This window comes from Campylobacter sp. LMG 7929 (genome assembly GCF_024723595.1).
GTDB lineage: Bacteria > Campylobacterota > Campylobacteria > Campylobacterales > Campylobacteraceae > Campylobacter_D.
Window position 1 is genome coordinate 85,740 of sequence record NZ_JANQCY010000005.1, and the last position, 16,674, is coordinate 102,413.

Genomic DNA, 16,674 nt, shown 5'->3' on the forward strand with positions numbered 1-16,674 from the left:
ATTATAGCAATATTATTTTACAAAAGCAAAAACACGCAAGAAACACTTCCAATCAAACACAAGCATAAAATAATCTTTTGTTTTACATCTAAGTTTGCACTTTCTATGATTTGAGCCTTTTTGAAAAAAACATAAATTAAAATTTTTAAATAAGCATAAAGCATAATCATAGAACTTAAAGCTATAGCAAATACAAGTACATAATAGCCTGAATTTAAAATAGAAGCTAAAATTAAAATTTTACCCCAAAAAATACCAAAAGGCGGAATACCTGCTATACACAAAATGAATATAGCTAACATTATAGACAATACTGGTCTTTGATCAAACAAACCTGAAAAACTCTCAAATGAACTTTTTTGAAATAAACTCAATATTAAAAAAATTCCATAATTTGCAAAAGCAAAAGATATCCAATACACAAACAAAGCAAAAATTGAAAGCAAATAAGAAGTCCCATCTCCTTGAGAACTCACACTCATACTAGAAACAATAACTGCTAATATAAAAGAAGAATGAGTAATAGAACTATATGCTAGCATTTTTTTCACATCTTTTTGGATTAAAGCTACTATACTTACAACAAGCATAGAAAAAATTGCTAGTAATGCTACTATGTATTCAAATTTTACTCCACCGCCTAAAGCAGAAAAAATTCTTAAAACTACTATTATCATAGCTATTTTTGGTACTATAGATATAAATGCTATAAAATTTGTATGCACTCCACAATACACATCTTTTAACCAAAAATGAAAAGGTGCAATAGAAAGTTTTACTCCAACAATAACTAAAAACATTACCCCAGCACAAAGCAAGATAGGATCTGAAATATATTCAGAATGCAATAGATTATCTAAATCCAAAGATTTTGTTTTTAAATATACAAAAGCACAAGCAAAGACAAAAAACCCAGCGCCTACCGCAGCTAAAGTAAAATACTTTATACTAGAGCTAATAGCATTATGAGTTCCTCTTAGTGCTATTAACGTATAAAGAGCTAAAGAAGAACCTTCTAAAGCTAGGAAAATTACAATTAAATTAGTGCTTGATATCATTAATATCAAAGAAGCAATCATAAATAAAAACAAGGAAAAAAACTCTGCCTTTTGCTCATCTTTATCCATTAATAAATAAAGCATTGAAAAAACTAAAATAACTATTTGAGCAAAAATTGCATAATTATCACTTACAAATAAACCAAAAAAGGCATGAGAATTATCTAAAACAAAGCCATTATAAAGCAATAAAAAACACAAAGCGCTAAATAAAGCTATAACACTTGCTCCTATATAAAAATTTCTAGAAAGTTTTTTAAATGCATCCAATAAAAGCAAAACAATAGCCCAAAAAAGCAATGATAACACAGGAAATAATAATACAAAATTGAATTTTTCTAAACTAAAGCCACTCATTAAAAACCTCTTATATCATCTATGATTTTTTGATTTTCTATTGCAATATTTCTTGTTTGCATAACTTCAAGAATGCTATTTACATTCAAAGCAATTTCATCAAGCATAGCACTTGGAGCTATCCCTAAATAAATTACCAAGGCACTTAAAATACTCAAAACAAAAATTTCACCTTTTTTTAATATTATTTTCTCTATTTTTTCTTCACTAGTGGCAAAAAACATATTTCTATAAATATTTAACATATAAATAGCCCCTAAAATAATCACACCACCTGCAAATAATGCATACCATAAATTCACACTTGCTATGCCTTGTAAAATTAAAAACTCACCTACAAAAGAAATAGTCAAAGGTAGAGAAATAGATGAAAATAATAACACCGCAAAGAAAAAGCTAAATAATGGAGCTGTTTTAGCTAAATTTTTATAAAAGTCTAAATCAAAAGTATGATATCTTTTATAAAGCATATAAGCAGCCAAAAACAAACCACCTGTTACTATACCATGTGCAAACATGTAAAATACAGAACCACTAACCCCATTATAAGTAAAAGTCACAATACCCAAAATCACCACACCCAAATGCGAAATTGAGCTATAAGCAATTAATTCTTTCAAATCTTTAGTTTTAAAAGCAATTAAAGCTGCATATAAAATTCCAACTATACATAAAATAGCAAGTAAAGAATAATAATGATTTAAAGTATCAGGTGTTAAAGGCAAGATAAATCTTAAAAATCCAAAAGGAGCCATTTTAAAACTAACAAGCATTACAGATACTAAAGTCGGACTTTTTGCATAAACTTTTGGCGCCCAAGTGTGGAAAGGAAACAAAGGACTTTTAATCGCAAAAGCGATAAAAAATCCTATAAAGATTAAATTTTGCACACTTTCAGGTATGAAAAATTCACTCTTATACCAAGCAAGTAAATCAAAACTCCAATACCCAAAACTTTGATAATACAAAAATCCTACATAAATAATAGCTAAAAGCATGAGCATAGAACCGCAAAATGCATAAATGAAAAATTTAATCCCTGCTTTATAATTATCTGAATATCTGCCTATTAAATAAATAAGAGGTATAAGAGAAAACTCCCAAAATACATAAAACAATAAAGCATCCAATGAAGCAAAAAGTCCTATAATACAAAATTGCAATAAAAATATACTTACAACAACACTTTTATCTTGAATATCCAAACATATAAAAGATAAAAAAATCATAATAGAACAAAGCAACATCAAGTAAAGCGCTATAGCATCTACACCGATATGAAAATTAACTATTAAAGAATTTAAACTAAACTCATAAGCTATACCATTATGATAATTAAACAATAAAAAAACATTAAAAACTAAAATCAAAAAGCTAACTAAAATAGCAAAAGACTTACTATCTTCTTTTTGCAAAAACAAAGCTATAAAAGCTGCAAAAAACGGAAATAACATTAATAAACTAAGCATTCTACACCGCCAACGCTAAACAAAATAAACATACAAAAGCCAACACTGCAATTCTTAAAACCAAAGAATAATCCTTACCTATACTAAGAGTCCTAGCAAAAGTTTTAAGGAAAAATGCAACACTATCTACCAAAGTATCTAAAATTTCTTTATCGCTTTTTCTTAAAAATTCACAAAATAAAGCATATTTACTAACAATAAATTGATGATAAAACCTTGGTATATAGTATTCATTAAACAAAAGCTTATAAATACTTGTTTTAGAAAGTGATGGTTTAAACCAATTTTTCCAATAAGCCATGATAGCCAAAAGCACTCCAAGTACCGCAGCAGCACTTGCAAGCACCATAACTAAAGAATTTTGCCCATCAATAAAAGCTAAATTTTTACTTACAAACTCCATAAAGCTATGCTCAAAAAATCCTACAACAATAGCAAGCAAAGCCAAAGGACTCATCGCAAATAAAGCTATTTTACTAGCTTCATGAGGATGTTCTTCATGTCTTTTTGGAGTAAAAAATACAAGCATTAAAAGTCTAAAACTATAAAAAGCTGTCATAAAAGCTGCTATCAAAAGTACCAAGAAAATTCCATGATGATGACTTATAAAAGAAAATCCTAAAATTAAATCTTTAGAGAAAAATCCTGCAAAAGGATAAATTCCTGCCAAAGCCAAAGAGCCTATGAGCATTAAAATAGCACTAAAACGCATACTTTTATAAAGTCCACCCATCTTGCTAATATCAAGCTTATCATTCATCGCATGCATAACATTACCTGCACCTAAGAACAATAAAGATTTAAAAAATGCATGGGTTGCTAGATGAAATAAAGCTATAGCATAAGCCCCAAGACCTGCTGCTACAAACATATACCCAAGTTGAGAAAGCGTTGAATAAGCAATAATTCTCTTTAAGTCTTTAGCCACCATAGCCATAGAAGCGGCAAAAAGCGCTACAAAAGCTCCAAGTATAGCGATAAAATACCCTACTTCAGGGACTTGCAAATAAAGCTCTCCAGCACGAATCACCAAATAAACTCCAGCAGTAACCATAGTCGCAGCATGGATTAGTGCTGAAACTGGTGTAGGTCCTGCCATAGCATCAGCAAGCCAAGTATGGAAAGGAAATTGTGCTGATTTACCCATAGCACCTACAAAAAGCAAAACCGCTATTAAAATCAAAATCATATCATTTTCATGCCCTAAAGATAAAAGGGTAAAAAACTCATCGTATTTTAAAGAATTGAACTCTATATAAATTAAGAAAATTCCTAAAAGCAAAGCCAAATCTGCAATTCTATTCATGATAAATGCTTCATTAGCAGCAAAGGTATATTTTTCATTATGATACCAAAAACCTATCAAAAGCCATGAGCAAAGTCCAACGCCCTCCCAACCTATGAAAAGTCCTAAGAAATTATCACTCATAATCAAGAACATCATAGAAAAAACAAAAAGTCCTAAATAACTAAAATAGCGATTAAACCCTTCATCGTGTTCCATATAAAATATACTATATAAATGCACAAAAGTAGCAACTATGCTTACTACATTCATCATAATTAAAGTAATAGAGTCTATTTTAAAACCAAAACTAACATCTACCAAAGATATCCAAGTACCAAGTTCAAAATTAAAATGCACTCCATTGCTTAATAAAATAATTGAAGCAAGTGCCGAAAAAGCTATAAGCAAAGAAGCTAAATAACCTAAAATAATTTTCTTAGCACTAAAAGCAAAAATACCTAAAACAATAGCTGAAACTAAAGGAGAAAAAAGCGCAATTAAAGCTAAATTTTGCATTTTAACTCTCCTTTTTCAGCTAAAGAACTAAGCTCTAGTGTTCCTGTTTTTCTATACCATAAAACACAAAGTGCTATCCCAACAGCTACCTCACAAGCTGCAACCCCCATTACAAATAAAGCAAAAATTTGTCCTTCAATATCTTTATGAGAAACTCCTGCTGTAACTAAAGCTAAATTAGCAGCGTTTAATAAAATTTCACTTGAAATAAAAAGCATAATTAAATTTTGGCGTTTTATAATACCTATTAGACCAATGATAAACATCAAAATAGCCACAATGTAGTATTTTTCTAACATCATTGCTCATCCTTTTTTATATTTTTTTGAGTAAGTGCTATAGCGCAAATTAAAGCTATTAAAAGTAAAATTGCCATAAATTCAAAAGCAAGCATGTATTTTGTAAATAAAGTAAAACCTATTTGCTGAGTTGAATCAAGATCATAAACTTCACTAGTTTCATTTAAACCAAAGTTATAGCCCATAATAATACTAATTAACAAAATAGCACTAAAAACCACAGCAAAAATAAATACTCTTTTACCTTTTAGACTTTCCTTTACTTTTATCGAAGCATCAAAAAACATCATAGCAAAACTATAAAGACCTAAAATAGCCCCGCTATAAACGATAATTTGAATTGCTCCAATAAATTCAGCATTAAGTAAAAAATAAAATCCGCTCAAAAAAACCATAGCCGCAGCCAAAGAACTAATAGCATAAAGCACACTAGTACTTAAAACGCTAATTAGAAAAAATCCCAATACCAAAACACTTAACAAACAAAAAGCTATCGTTTCAAACATTTTCTTCCTTTGGGGTATCTTGCTGTCTTTGCAAATCTATCTCATAATAATTTGGAGTTTTCTTTACTAAATCATCAGCATCTTTTCTTAAACTACCACTTCCTTCAAATACCACTTGATTTTTAAGCTCATCAATAGGAGTTAAAAAATCTTGCTTTTGACCAAAATACGATCTTTGCTCTGCTGCATTTTCATACTCTTTACCATGTACAATAGCAAGTTCAGGACAAACATCAGCACAAAAGCCACAATAAATACAACGTCCTAAATTGATACTATAATTTTCAACCTTTTTACGTCCATCTTCGCTTAAACTTGTTTCCATTCTTATGCAATTGCTAATGCAAATTTTTTCGCACAAGCCACAACCAATACAACATTCATTTTCACTTTCAATAAAACGCATCAAACGATGTACCGCACGGTAGCGATTATCTAAAGCAACTTTTTCCATAGGGTATTTAATCGTTGCACTATTATTTTTTTTAAACATTTCTCTTAATACGACAAATAAACCTACAAAAAGCTCTGTATTTAAAGAACGCTTGATTACTTGTATGAATTTTTCATAAGCATTTTGAGGATTTTTACGCTCAAAATCTACTTTAAAATAACCTTTTTTCATTGTTTTTCCTATATCACAAGCACTAAAGCACTAATTAATAAATTTAAAACCGCTAAAGGAATTAAAACCAAATAACACATTCTCATTACTTGATCAGGACGCAGTTGCGGAAAAGCCCCTCTAGCCCAAAAATACCAAAAGAACACAAAAGAGACTTTCAAAAGCATCATAATAGCCCCTGGTATAATCCAAAAATCATTAAATCCACCCAAAAATAAAAGCGATATCATAATCGCTCCGGTGATCATAGCTGTATATTCTCCGATAAAAAACATACCCCATCTAAGCCCACTATATTCGGTGCCATAACCTGAAACAAGTTCAGTTTCGTTTTCACTTAAACAAAGTGGAGTTCTATTAGTTTCTATAAAAATGGCTATTACAAATAAAATAAAAGCTAAAGGTTGTTTAAAAATAAGCCAAGAAAGTATGCCTTCACTTTGATAGTTATTAATATCTACTAAAGATAAAGAGCCAACAAGCATTACAACACATACCAAAGAAAGTCCTGCAACGCTCTCATAAGAGATAATAGAAACAAGCCCTCTTGCCCCGCCTAACAATGACCATTTATTATTACTAGCCAAGCCTCCTAAAAAAATCGCATAAAAACTAACCCCGCCCATACCTATGACAAATAACAAGGCCACATTAATATCAGCGATAATAGGGCGAATCACTCTACCAAATAAAGTAAATTCAGGAAAAATAGGTATAGCTGCAATTGCTACAAAAGCACAAATTGCCGCAATCAATGGAGCGATTAAAAACACCACTTTTTGAGCATAAGTTGGCACTATATCTTCTTTAGTGAAAAGCTTAATCATATCAGCAACTACTTGAAGCAATCCAAAAGGACCTACCATATCAGGCCCTAAACGACGATGAAATAAAGCCAAAGCCTTTCTTTCAAGATAAGTTGCCAAGCCTGCTAAAGTAGCAAAAATAGCTATAACAAGTACGCATTTAATAATTGTTTCTATAATAAAAAAAGTAATATCACTCATATTTTAGCTCCTGCTTTTTCAAGCCAAACTTTTGCATATCGAGTATTATTAAATAAAGATTTAAAATCAATCTTACTATCATAATCCCCAAAATACGCGCCATTCTCTAAAGATTCATCACATTTTACACTTATAGCAATTTGAGTTTTTTCATTTTTTAAAACAACACTATCATCTTGGTTTAAATCAAATTTTTGCATTAAATCAAGTGATAAAAATAAAGCTCCAACCTCATTAAAAGCTCTATTGCTAAGCTTTGAAAACTGATGAATACGATTTGCATAATATAAGGTCAAATTTCCTTCATTTTGTTCTTTGATTTCTTGAGTATTTAATGTTTTTTCAAACTCAAAATGAGAAAAATCAAGCTCATAGCCTCTATGATTTGCCCCACCATTATCATAATGATTTTCCAACTCATCAAAATCAATTGCCATAAAGCCTTTATTTTGTGGTAAAAATTTAGTATAGTTGATTGTAAATTCCTCATCAAAACCTAAAGCATTTGCTAAATCATTTAAAAAATAACCTTTAAATTCTAAAGCTGCATTCGTAGGAACTAATCTTTTGTCATAATTTACAAAGCTACCTTCTTGTTGATTTAAACTAGAACTTGCAAGATCAAAATGCCCATCATAAGAAAAAGTAAAATCGCCTTTTTCGTTATAACCTAGTGTTTTTCCCGCTTGAAAATCTTGACTTAAATCACAAATTAAACTCACGCCTAAAGTATTGGTACAAGTTGGATTTAAAAAGACTTTAAAATCAGTATATTTTTGCACCAAAGCACAAAGTTTTGCTAGCTTTACACTTTGCTCATCATAGTAAAAATCACTTCCTATAATAAGTGTAAATTTTTGCTTTTTTGCGAGCAAAGTTTCTAAAATATCCTCATCTATACCAAGATTTTTCGCATAATTTGATCTTTGCACTTCTATGCTTTTTTTAATTTTTTTAGGCACAAGTTTTTTAACTTCTTCTATAATAGTTGCACCATTTTCATTTTGCTTTTCTATCTTTTCAATAACTTCTTCATTAATAGTTTCTTCTATTTCTTTAGTGCCTTGGTAATACGCATTTTCTAATGTATTTTTAAAATCTTGTGGAAACTCTTTAGCAAATTTTTGCAAGATAAACAATAAAATATTTTCATTATCTTTAATATCATGATTAATCTGCAAGAAATTTTTAGAATATTTATCCACACCTTTATCTTTTATAGGATGAAAATATAGCCCTGCACCTTTATTCATCACTAAAGCATTATTAACTTTATATCCTAGCGTTGGCGCATCATAGCGTAAAAATGAACCTACAATGATTAAAAAATCACTTTGAGTAATATCATCTGTATTTGCATTATACATTGCATTTGCATTTTGATAAAAACAAGCTAGGAAATCTTGGAATTTTTTAGCTTCATGGTTTATAAGGTTAAGATTAAATTTTTTACTTAAATTTTGCAAGATTAAAGCTTCTTCATTGGTAATAAAACTATTAAATAAAATATTTTTTATTTCATCATTTTTTATCATATTTACTAGTTTTTCAAAAGCTTTTTCATCTTTACCTTGAACTTCATTTTGGGTATTAAAACCATATCTTGCAGCTTTATTTAGCGTAGCAAAAGCAAAATCATTACTCACTCTATAAATTTTTTCTTTTTGATTATTAATACTAGTTTGTTTAATATCATAATACATCAACTCACAATCACTTGAATGTGGATTGCTAGCTGGAATTTTCTTTAATTCCCAAGCATTAGATGTATATTGAAAAGCCGAACCCACCAAGGCTCCTGTTGGACATACACTTGTACATTCTCCGCAAAAAGAACAATCAAGTATATCACCACTACTTGGCGCAATTAAACTCTTTTGAAATTTAGTCCAAATCGCTAGCGCGTCTTTACTCATACTCTCTTTAAAACTTGCATCGGGCGCGTTTGCTCCTCTTGGAGTAGTTTTTAAAGCACTTTCACCTATTTTATCTTTACAAACTGTGATACATCTTTCACACACTATACATAAGGCTGGATCATAATTAATCTCGCCCCATTTTTTATGTTCTTTATGGGTATCTTTAATCCAATAATTTTGCACATTTACTCTTGTTTTGTGTGTAAAGTTTTGAAGCTCGCATTCGCCAGATTTATCACATACCCCGCATTGTAAAGGGTGGTTGATACAATATGCTTGCATGATAGCATTGCGTTCATCCCATAAATTTGGCAAATCACTCTCTACTACCATACCTTCTTTAACTTTAGTATTACAAGAATAAACCTTTTTACCATCAGCTTCTACCATACACATACGACATGCAAGTGTTGGAGAACAACCATTTAAATAACAAATTGCAGGAATGAAAATATCATTTTTTCTTGCGACATTTAAGATATACTCACCCTCATTTGCCTCACATTCTATACCATTAATGATAACTTTCATTTTATAACCTTAACTTGAGCTTTTGAAAAAGCAAAACCAGCGCTTTCATAATCAAACAAAGCCACCGTGCCTTTTAAATCATGATTGATTTTTACTATAGTTGTAAATTCTTGAGTGTTTATTTTTAAATTAATTTTATCCTCATCCTTAACCTTGGCAATCAAAGCAAAAGATGAAGAACAATGCAAATTTTTATCCTCTAAAGGTGCTTGCATGATGATAGTTCCGTCAAAATTATCAAGTTCTAAAAGTTCACTAAAAGAATTTTGTATTGACAAATTTTCTTCATTTTCATTAGAACAAATCAATAAAAGTTCAAATTTATGACAAAGTTTTTCTAAAAAATACTTAATATTTTCAAAGTCTTTATGTTGGTATAAATTTTCATCAAAAATAATACACTTTGCTTCTTTTAAAAACTCCAAAATCTCTAAAGCCTCTTCTTCGCCAAAGCAAGATTCAGCACTTAAATAACCCTCATCAAGCTCGTTAAATTCAGTATCCAAACTCATCTTACAAAGCAATGCAAGTACAAAAGATACACTCGCAATCTCACATTTATAAAAGCTTGCTTTTAAATTTTTATCTTCTAAACAGGAAATATTGTAATTTTTACTTTTGTTAAGTTTAGCACAAAGTGAAGGATTTTTTAAAGAAAGTAAATCCACAAAACACAAAGCATTTAAGCCTTCTTGATATTTTGCTAATTTCATTGTCCTACCTTTTTAAAAACTATAGTCCAATCTACTTGATTAAATTTTAAAGAATTTAAAAGTTCACAATTTTGCTCTTTTATGAAAGCAAAACTTTTTTCTACATTAGAAAAATCTCCTATTTCAAACAAAACCACCAAAACTTCACCCATATAAGCATTTTGAATGATTTGTTCTAAATCCTTAAACAAATCTTGACTTTTTCTTAAATCCACGCGTCTCATCGGTCTATCTCACCTAAAACTATATTAATACTCCCTAAAATCGCCACCGCATCAGCCAAATATGACCCTACAAGCATTTCTTCTAAAAACGCACAGTGAAAAAAACTTGGAGTTCTAGCTCTTAATCTATATGGCCTACCGCTACCATCTGAGTGAATAAAAAACCCAAGTTCGCCTTTTGGACTTTCAGTTGGTACATACACCTCTCCTTTTGGTGGTTTTAAGCCTTGGGTTACTAGGACAAAATGTTGCATAAGCGAATAATTTTGTGTCATGATTTGCTCTTTTGAAGCACTTACATACTCAGGATGATTGCATAAAATTTCAGGCGGAGTATCTTGATAAAGCTTAGCACATTGAACTAAAATTTTTAAACTTTCTCTAAATTCTTGCATATAAACTTTATATCTTGCATAAGAATCACCCATTTTAGCCACAGGTACGCCAAAATCTACCTCATCATAAAGCAAATAAGGTTCTTCTTTTCTAACATCATAAGCAATCCCGCTTCCTCTTAGCATAACCCCGCTACAACCCCAACTTAGCGCTTGTTCTTTACTTACCACTCCTACATTTTCAGTTCTTGCACGCCAAATTCTATTATCATCAAGCAAGGCTTCATAATCTTTTATATCATTTGGAAATTTATTGCAAAATGCCAAAAGCTCATCTAAAAAACCTTCAGGTAAATCAAGCATTACCCCGCCTATTCTCATAGATGAATGTGTAAGTCTTGCCCCACAATATTTTTCTATTAGATCAAGCACATATTCACGCTCTCTAAAGCAATATAAAAATACTGTCATCGCACCAATATCAAGAGCATGTGTAGCAAGCCATAGCAAATGCGAAGCAATGCGGTTTAACTCAAGCAAAATCATCCTTATCACACTTGCTCTGCGTGGAATTTCCAAACCACAAAGTTTTTCCACAGCAGCTACATAGGCATAATTATTTGCACTAGCTGCGATATAATCCATTCTATCGGTAGTTGGGATAAACTCTTGATAGATCATATTTTCAGCCATTTTTTCCATACCACGATGCATATAGCCTATGCAAGGAGCAGCCTTGGTGATTTCTTCTCCATCAAGTTCTAAAATAAGGCGTAAATTTCCATGAGCGCTAGGGTGTTGGGGACCAAGATTTACTATCATAGTACCATCTTCACGCTCAAAGCTTATATTTTCATAATAAGGTTTTAATTTAGTAGAAATTTGCATTTTATCTTCTCTTATCTAAAATTTTTATTTGCGTTCTTTTAGCTTTTTTCACAAAAGGCACGCCACCTTCTTCTTGATATTCTTGTAGATATTTATCTTCTCTTGGGGCTTCGCCTTTACCAACCTCATGATAAATTCTGCTAAAGTTTAGCGTGTCTTTTTCATCTACAAAACCTGGATCTCTATTTTCCTCACCTACAACCTCGCGGTATTCTTTTCCAAAAATTTTATCTATCTCATACCATTTAGCAAATTCATCACCATGCAAAGGATAGCTTTTTAAAAAAGGATGTCCATACCAATCATCAGGCATTAAAAGTCTTTTTAAATTCGGATGATTGATGATGAAAATCCCAAACATATCATATATTTCTCTCTCACACCAGTTAGCACCCTTAAAAACACTCATAACACTTTGAAGTTTTTCTTTTAAACCAACGAAAGTCTTTACTCTCACTCTTAAATTTTTCTCCATATTTAAAAGCTGATAATATACTTCAAAACCTTGTTTTTGAGCAACAAAATCAATCGCACTTGCATCAGTAAAACAACTATAACCTAAATTTTTAAGCTTGCTAAGAATAGCAACATTATCATCTTTGTTTATCTCAATCACCCAAAAATCAAGCTCTATAAAAGAATTTTTTAACTCAAATTCTTGGCTTAAGATTTGATGATCACCCTCAAAAGCACTACTCTCTGTGCTTAGTTTTTTAGTTGCAGGTGCATGGTAAAATCTATCTTCATAATAATTTTTTAGCTGAGCATTTTTCTTATCGCTATATTTTCTCATCATATAAGCCTTTTTGGAGCTATTTTTCTGCTTGCTTTTTCTTTACGAATTCTTTTTTGCAAAATCATCAAAGCAAATTGAAAAGTTTCAGGGCGTGGGGCACAGCCTGGCACATAAATATCAACAGGAATGATTCTATCTACCCCTTGAACAGTAGAATAGGTATTAAACATACCGCCGGTATTTGCACAAGAACCCATAGAAATAACCCATTTAGGATCAGGCATTTGATCATAAAGTCTTCTTGTAAATTCAGCATGTTTTTTGCTTAAAGTACCCGCTATAATCATTACCTCAGATTGTCTTGGACTTGCTCTAAAAATCGTTCCAAATCTATCAAAATCATATCTTGCACCACCTGCTGCCATCATTTCAATAGCACAACAGGCAAGCCCATAAGATAGTGCCCATAAAGAATTACTCCTACCCCATTGCACTAACTTATCAACCGTAGTTAAAACAACTGGTGCATTGCTCATTTTTTGATACTCTGCCATGCGAATGCTCCTTTTTTATAAGCGTATAAAAAACCTATTGCAAGCAATAAAATAAAAACAAATACTTCTACTAAGGCAAATAAAGATAGGCCATAATTTGAAAGCTCTGCGGTTAAATCTTTAAAAATTACCGCCCAAGGAAACAAAAACACCACTTCAATATCAAGCAAAATAAAAATCAAAGCAAAAACAAAGAATTGAGAATTAATTTTGTTTGCTTGCTTAGAAGCCATAGGCCCACACTCATAAATCCCAAGTCCTAGTTTTTTTCTATTATGAGAGGCGAGTTTGGATCCTATTTTAGAAGAAATGTACACCAAAGTAAAAAATATAACACTTGCAATAACAAGCATTGCAAAGATGCCAAAGTATTGATGCTCTATAGTTGCGTGCGTCATAATAAACCTTTTATTCAAGCATAATTAAAATTTATTTTACTTTAACTTAGCTATATAAAAACTTATTATCAAAAAAATAATTTTTTAGGTATTTCAAAATGAAACAATTTTTATCTTTATTATAAAAACACTTTTTTATGGCATATATCTTGCAAGATTTTTTCTTGATGAGAAATAAATATATAAGTAATATCATGCATTTTTTGAAAAGTGTGCAAATAGTTTAAAATTTTATAAGCAGTTACTACATCAAGCGCTGCTGTGATTTCATCTAAAATAAGCAATTTTGGCCTTAAAAGCAAAGCTCTAATCAAACCTAATCTTTGGCTTTGACCACCACTTAGCTTAGAGGGTTTTAAATTTAAAATATCTTTTTCAAGCTCAAAAGCATCAAAAAGCTTAAAAAGCTCTTCAAAATCGGGCTTAAGTTTAAAATTTTCATACACATCAAGTAAAAGTCTTTTAGCGCTTTTGTAGGGATTTAAAGCTAGCTTTTGATCTTGGAAAATATATTGAATTTTTTGGCGTAATTTTCTTTGAGTATTAAAATCTAAATTTAATATACTTTCATTTTCAAACAAAACTTCTCCAGTATTTGCGCGTTCAAGCATACAAAGAATTTTAGCTAGAGTGCTTTTGCCACTGCCACTTTCCCCACAAAGCAATAAATTCTCATTTTGTTTTAAAGAAAAACTCACATCTTTAAAAACAAAAATTTCTTCTTCTTTTAAATACCAGTGTTTTTTAATTTTATAAGATTTGCTTAAATTTTTAACTTCTAAAAACATTTTCATTCTCAAAACAATTTAACAATTCTTTAGCAAAAACACCTTTTGGATTGCTTAAAAACTTTTTCATAGGCATTTGATAAAGTAAAGTTTTATCTTCTATGATAGCTACCTCATCGCAAAGCTCTTTAGCTAAATTTATATCATGCGTGATGAAAATGAGATTTTTAAATTCTGCTTTTAACTCTTTTAAAATAGTGATGATTTTTTCTTCATTAGCTCTATCAAGTGAGCTTGTAATCTCATCACACAATAAATACTTAGCCTCGCTTAGTAAAGCTAGAGCTATTTGAATGCGTCTTGCCATACCACCACTTAACTGATATATAAAAGAATGCCACAAAAGATCATGATTTTTAAGCCCTAAACACTCAAAATAATAAAAGGCTTTTTCTTTAATCTCTTTTGTGCTTAAATTAGTATGAGTTTTTAAAACTATATTAAAATAACTCCCTATATCAACAAGAGGATAAAAACTCCCATAAACATCTTGAAAAAGCAAATTTACCTTAGCTCTTAATGCATTTAGCTCTTTTTCTTTTAAATTTAAAATATCTTTTTGATCTATCTGAAATTTTTGTGCATTGAGTTTATAGTGTTTATCAAAAAGCTTAATCATACTTTTTAAAAGCAAGCTTTTTCCTGCTCCACTTTTACCCATGATAGCCAAAGCTTTGCCATCTTCTAAATTAAGATTTACATCCTTTAGTAAGATTTTATCTTTAAAACTAAGGTTAAGATTTGAAATTTCTATCATGCTTTAATCTCTTCTTGTAAATCATTACCCAAAGCAAGCAAAGGCAAGATAAGCATAAGTATAAAGGCTACTGGAAAAACTATCATCCACCAAAATCCTAAAAACACGGCCTTGCTTGCTTCATTTAGCATATTTCCTAAACTTGGAGTCCAAAGCTCTACACCCAAGCCAAAAAAACTCAAAGTGGCTTCACTTGTAATAGCATGAGCAATATTTAAAACAAAAAGCACAAAAAGCAAATTCCAACAAGCAGGCAAAAGCTCACTAAATAAAGCTTTCATCTTGCTAGAACCTAAAATGATAGCATTTTGATAAAACTCAAGTTTTTGAAATTTATTCAGTTGAGTATCAAGCACTTTTGCCACAAAAGCAAAATGCCCCAAAGCGATGATAAAAATCATACTCCACAAAGATCCCGCCAAAAAGCTTTGAAAAAACATAATCACAAGCAAAGAAGGTAGTGCTAAAAGCATATCAAGCACCCTAGCAAAAAAAGCATAAGCAAAAAATCTTGTTAAAAACACATAAACACAAGCAAAAAGTACGCTAAAAAATGCTGCCATTACCCCTACAAACAAAGAAACACGCAAGGCATATAAAATACGTGTAAAAACATCTCTACCAAGCAAATCTGTGCCAAAAATATGACTTAAATTTGGGGCTATTTTAGCCTTGCTTAAATCTACTAAATTTGGATCATAAGAACTTATTAAAGGTGCAAAAAGTGCTAAAATAAAACTTAGCAAAATCATCATCACACAAAACTTACGCATTAGCAAACCTTGGATTAATCATCTTGCAAATTATTTCTACGATCAAATTTACAAGCACCACCACCAAAATGCTAAAAATCACCACAGCTAGCACCACAGGATAATCTTTAAACAATATGCTTTTAATCACCAAATTTCCCACACCCTCATAAGAAAACACGCTTTCTACTATATAAGTTCCCATTAAAAAACTCACAAAAGAAGCACCAAAATACGCAAGTATAGAACCAAAAGCATCTTTTAACACAAAGTGCAAATAAATTCTTGTTTTGCTAAGCCCTCTTGCAAAAGCACTTTCTATAAAGCTTTGATTTAAACTATCAATCAAACTTGTCCTTATAAAACGCACAAAAACAGCTAAATGTGAAAGCACTAAAGCACATACTGGTAAAAACAAATGCCACAAACGATTAAGCACATCATCTTCAAAACCAATATCAGCAATAGCCGAACTTGGAAAAAGCTTAAAAAATACAGCAAAAACTAAAATAAGCATTAACGATAAAGAAAAAGCAGGCAAAGCAAAAAAACTCATCGTTAAAAAAGTGATAAATTTATCTAAAAAGCTATCTTTATAAAGAACACAAAAAAGTGCTAAAACCAAAGATAACACAAAAAGCACCAAAAAAGCTAAACTCCCCAGTATGATGGTATAGAGAAGTTTTTCTTTTAAAATTTCACTAACCTTTTCTCCGCTGATTAAAGAGTAGGAAAAGTCGCCTTTCATAGCATTAAAAAGCCAATTTTCATACTGCTCTAATAAGGGCTTGTCTAAATTTAAATTACGCTCGATTTGCTCTTTTATTTTAAGGCTAGTACCTTGAGGCACACTAGCAAAAACCACGCTTCCTTTAGCATGATAAATCATCACAAAACATAAAAAACTTGCAAAAATCATCAAGAAAAACGCCCATAAAAGGCGTTTAAAAATGA

18 protein-coding genes are annotated in these 16,674 nt (G+C 30.8%); all 18 read right to left on the bottom strand.

The features are described 5' to 3' along the window. Window positions 1-17: 17 nt before the first annotated feature. A complete protein-coding gene (locus tag CAMP5118_RS03710; protein WP_263682484.1) occupies window positions 18-1,415 on the bottom strand; it encodes an NADH-quinone oxidoreductase subunit N in 1,398 nt (465 codons plus the stop codon). Next, on the bottom strand, window positions 1,415-2,884 hold the full coding sequence (locus CAMP5118_RS03715; RefSeq protein ID WP_263679525.1) for a complex I subunit 4 family protein: 1,470 nt from the start codon (window positions 2,882-2,884) through the stop codon (window positions 1,415-1,417). Before CAMP5118_RS03715 ends, CAMP5118_RS03710 begins: the two co-directional genes overlap by 1 nt. Window position 2,885: 1 nt before the next feature. Continuing rightward, entirely contained in the window at window positions 2,886-4,688 is a 1,803-nt protein-coding gene (nuoL, locus tag CAMP5118_RS03720; RefSeq protein WP_337216637.1) for an NADH-quinone oxidoreductase subunit L, read from the bottom strand. Beyond that, the gene (gene nuoK, locus CAMP5118_RS03725) at window positions 4,676-4,987 is read right to left on the bottom strand and encodes an NADH-quinone oxidoreductase subunit NuoK (protein ID WP_070255456.1); all 312 of its coding nucleotides are present in this window, start codon (window positions 4,985-4,987) and stop codon (window positions 4,676-4,678) included. The genes nuoL and nuoK overlap by 13 nt, the downstream gene beginning before the upstream one ends. Continuing rightward, complete coding sequence (locus tag CAMP5118_RS03730) at window positions 4,987-5,493, bottom strand: NADH-quinone oxidoreductase subunit J (RefSeq protein WP_220701703.1); 507 nt, start codon at window positions 5,491-5,493, stop codon at window positions 4,987-4,989. Before CAMP5118_RS03730 ends, nuoK begins: the two co-directional genes overlap by 1 nt. Then, window positions 5,486-6,118 carry an NADH-quinone oxidoreductase subunit NuoI gene (nuoI, locus tag CAMP5118_RS03735; protein ID WP_039629100.1) on the bottom strand — a complete coding sequence of 211 codons (633 nt, stop codon included), beginning with the start codon at window positions 6,116-6,118 and terminating at the stop codon, window positions 5,486-5,488. The genes CAMP5118_RS03730 and nuoI overlap by 8 nt, the downstream gene beginning before the upstream one ends. 8 nt (window positions 6,119-6,126) lie before the next feature. Then, a complete protein-coding gene (gene nuoH, locus CAMP5118_RS03740) occupies window positions 6,127-7,125 on the bottom strand; it encodes an NADH-quinone oxidoreductase subunit NuoH (protein ID WP_337216638.1) in 999 nt (332 codons plus the stop codon). Next, window positions 7,122-9,575, bottom strand: a complete 2,454-nt coding sequence (locus tag CAMP5118_RS03745; RefSeq protein WP_337216639.1) for an NADH-quinone oxidoreductase subunit G — start codon at window positions 9,573-9,575, stop codon at window positions 7,122-7,124. Before CAMP5118_RS03745 ends, nuoH begins: the two co-directional genes overlap by 4 nt. After that, window positions 9,572-10,288 carry a hypothetical protein gene (locus tag CAMP5118_RS03750; protein ID WP_263679531.1) on the bottom strand — a complete coding sequence of 239 codons (717 nt, stop codon included), beginning with the start codon at window positions 10,286-10,288 and terminating at the stop codon, window positions 9,572-9,574. The genes CAMP5118_RS03745 and CAMP5118_RS03750 overlap by 4 nt, the downstream gene beginning before the upstream one ends. Beyond that, window positions 10,285-10,512 carry an NADH-ubiquinone oxidoreductase subunit E family protein gene (locus tag CAMP5118_RS03755; RefSeq protein WP_039642382.1) on the bottom strand — a complete coding sequence of 76 codons (228 nt, stop codon included), beginning with the start codon at window positions 10,510-10,512 and terminating at the stop codon, window positions 10,285-10,287. The genes CAMP5118_RS03750 and CAMP5118_RS03755 overlap by 4 nt, the downstream gene beginning before the upstream one ends. Continuing rightward, window positions 10,509-11,735, bottom strand: a complete 1,227-nt coding sequence (gene nuoD, locus CAMP5118_RS03760; protein ID WP_039619347.1) for an NADH dehydrogenase (quinone) subunit D — start codon at window positions 11,733-11,735, stop codon at window positions 10,509-10,511. The genes CAMP5118_RS03755 and nuoD overlap by 4 nt, the downstream gene beginning before the upstream one ends. A 1-nt stretch (window position 11,736) precedes the next feature. Continuing rightward, entirely contained in the window at window positions 11,737-12,528 is a 792-nt protein-coding gene (locus tag CAMP5118_RS03765) for an NADH-quinone oxidoreductase subunit C (RefSeq protein WP_337216640.1), read from the bottom strand. Beyond that, window positions 12,528-13,025: a NuoB/complex I 20 kDa subunit family protein gene (locus CAMP5118_RS03770; RefSeq protein ID WP_039619352.1), complete on the bottom strand. Its 498-nt coding sequence runs from the start codon at window positions 13,023-13,025 to the stop codon at window positions 12,528-12,530. Before CAMP5118_RS03770 ends, CAMP5118_RS03765 begins: the two co-directional genes overlap by 1 nt. Further along, entirely contained in the window at window positions 13,004-13,423 is a 420-nt protein-coding gene (locus CAMP5118_RS03775; RefSeq protein ID WP_263679533.1) for an NAD(P)H-quinone oxidoreductase subunit 3, read from the bottom strand. Before CAMP5118_RS03775 ends, CAMP5118_RS03770 begins: the two co-directional genes overlap by 22 nt. Window positions 13,424-13,542: 119 nt before the next feature. Next, complete coding sequence (locus tag CAMP5118_RS03780) at window positions 13,543-14,211, bottom strand: ATP-binding cassette domain-containing protein (protein WP_337216641.1); 669 nt, start codon at window positions 14,209-14,211, stop codon at window positions 13,543-13,545. After that, window positions 14,195-14,968 carry an ATP-binding cassette domain-containing protein gene (locus tag CAMP5118_RS03785; RefSeq protein ID WP_337216642.1) on the bottom strand — a complete coding sequence of 258 codons (774 nt, stop codon included), beginning with the start codon at window positions 14,966-14,968 and terminating at the stop codon, window positions 14,195-14,197. The genes CAMP5118_RS03780 and CAMP5118_RS03785 overlap by 17 nt, the downstream gene beginning before the upstream one ends. Next, window positions 14,965-15,741 (bottom strand): ABC transporter permease, encoded by a 777-nt coding sequence (locus CAMP5118_RS03790; protein ID WP_039668901.1) that lies wholly within the window; start codon window positions 15,739-15,741, stop codon window positions 14,965-14,967. The genes CAMP5118_RS03785 and CAMP5118_RS03790 overlap by 4 nt, the downstream gene beginning before the upstream one ends. Next, on the bottom strand, window positions 15,734-16,672 hold the full coding sequence (locus tag CAMP5118_RS03795) for an ABC transporter permease (RefSeq protein ID WP_337216650.1): 939 nt from the start codon (window positions 16,670-16,672) through the stop codon (window positions 15,734-15,736). Before CAMP5118_RS03795 ends, CAMP5118_RS03790 begins: the two co-directional genes overlap by 8 nt. Window positions 16,673-16,674: the final 2 nt, after the last annotated feature.

Excerpts from the sequence above, each read along its gene's own strand:
- CAMP5118_RS03710 (WP_263682484.1), bottom strand. The coding sequence starts at position 1,415 with ATGAGTGGCTTTAGTTTAGAAAAATTCAATTTTGTATTATTATTTCCT.
- CAMP5118_RS03715 (WP_263679525.1), bottom strand. The coding sequence starts at position 2,884 with ATGCTTAGTTTATTAATGTTATTTCCGTTTTTTGCAGCTTTTATAGCT.
- nuoL (WP_337216637.1), bottom strand. The coding sequence starts at position 4,688 with ATGCAAAATTTAGCTTTAATTGCGCTTTTTTCTCCTTTAGTTTCAGCT.
- nuoK (WP_070255456.1), bottom strand. The coding sequence starts at position 4,987 with ATGTTAGAAAAATACTACATTGTGGCTATTTTGATGTTTATCATTGGT.
- CAMP5118_RS03730 (WP_220701703.1), bottom strand. The coding sequence starts at position 5,493 with ATGTTTGAAACGATAGCTTTTTGTTTGTTAAGTGTTTTGGTATTGGGA.
- nuoI (WP_039629100.1), bottom strand. The coding sequence starts at position 6,118 with ATGAAAAAAGGTTATTTTAAAGTAGATTTTGAGCGTAAAAATCCTCAA.
- nuoH (WP_337216638.1), bottom strand. The coding sequence starts at position 7,125 with ATGAGTGATATTACTTTTTTTATTATAGAAACAATTATTAAATGCGTA.
- CAMP5118_RS03745 (WP_337216639.1), bottom strand. The coding sequence starts at position 9,575 with ATGAAAGTTATCATTAATGGTATAGAATGTGAGGCAAATGAGGGTGAG.
- CAMP5118_RS03750 (WP_263679531.1), bottom strand. The coding sequence starts at position 10,288 with ATGAAATTAGCAAAATATCAAGAAGGCTTAAATGCTTTGTGTTTTGTG.
- CAMP5118_RS03755 (WP_039642382.1), bottom strand. The coding sequence starts at position 10,512 with ATGAGACGCGTGGATTTAAGAAAAAGTCAAGATTTGTTTAAGGATTTA.
- nuoD (WP_039619347.1), bottom strand. The coding sequence starts at position 11,735 with ATGCAAATTTCTACTAAATTAAAACCTTATTATGAAAATATAAGCTTT.
- CAMP5118_RS03765 (WP_337216640.1), bottom strand. The coding sequence starts at position 12,528 with ATGAGAAAATATAGCGATAAGAAAAATGCTCAGCTAAAAAATTATTAT.
- CAMP5118_RS03770 (WP_039619352.1), bottom strand. The coding sequence starts at position 13,025 with ATGGCAGAGTATCAAAAAATGAGCAATGCACCAGTTGTTTTAACTACG.
- CAMP5118_RS03775 (WP_263679533.1), bottom strand. The coding sequence starts at position 13,423 with ATGACGCACGCAACTATAGAGCATCAATACTTTGGCATCTTTGCAATG.
- CAMP5118_RS03780 (WP_337216641.1), bottom strand. The coding sequence starts at position 14,211 with ATGTTTTTAGAAGTTAAAAATTTAAGCAAATCTTATAAAATTAAAAAA.
- CAMP5118_RS03785 (WP_337216642.1), bottom strand. The coding sequence starts at position 14,968 with ATGATAGAAATTTCAAATCTTAACCTTAGTTTTAAAGATAAAATCTTA.
- CAMP5118_RS03790 (WP_039668901.1), bottom strand. The coding sequence starts at position 15,741 with ATGCGTAAGTTTTGTGTGATGATGATTTTGCTAAGTTTTATTTTAGCA.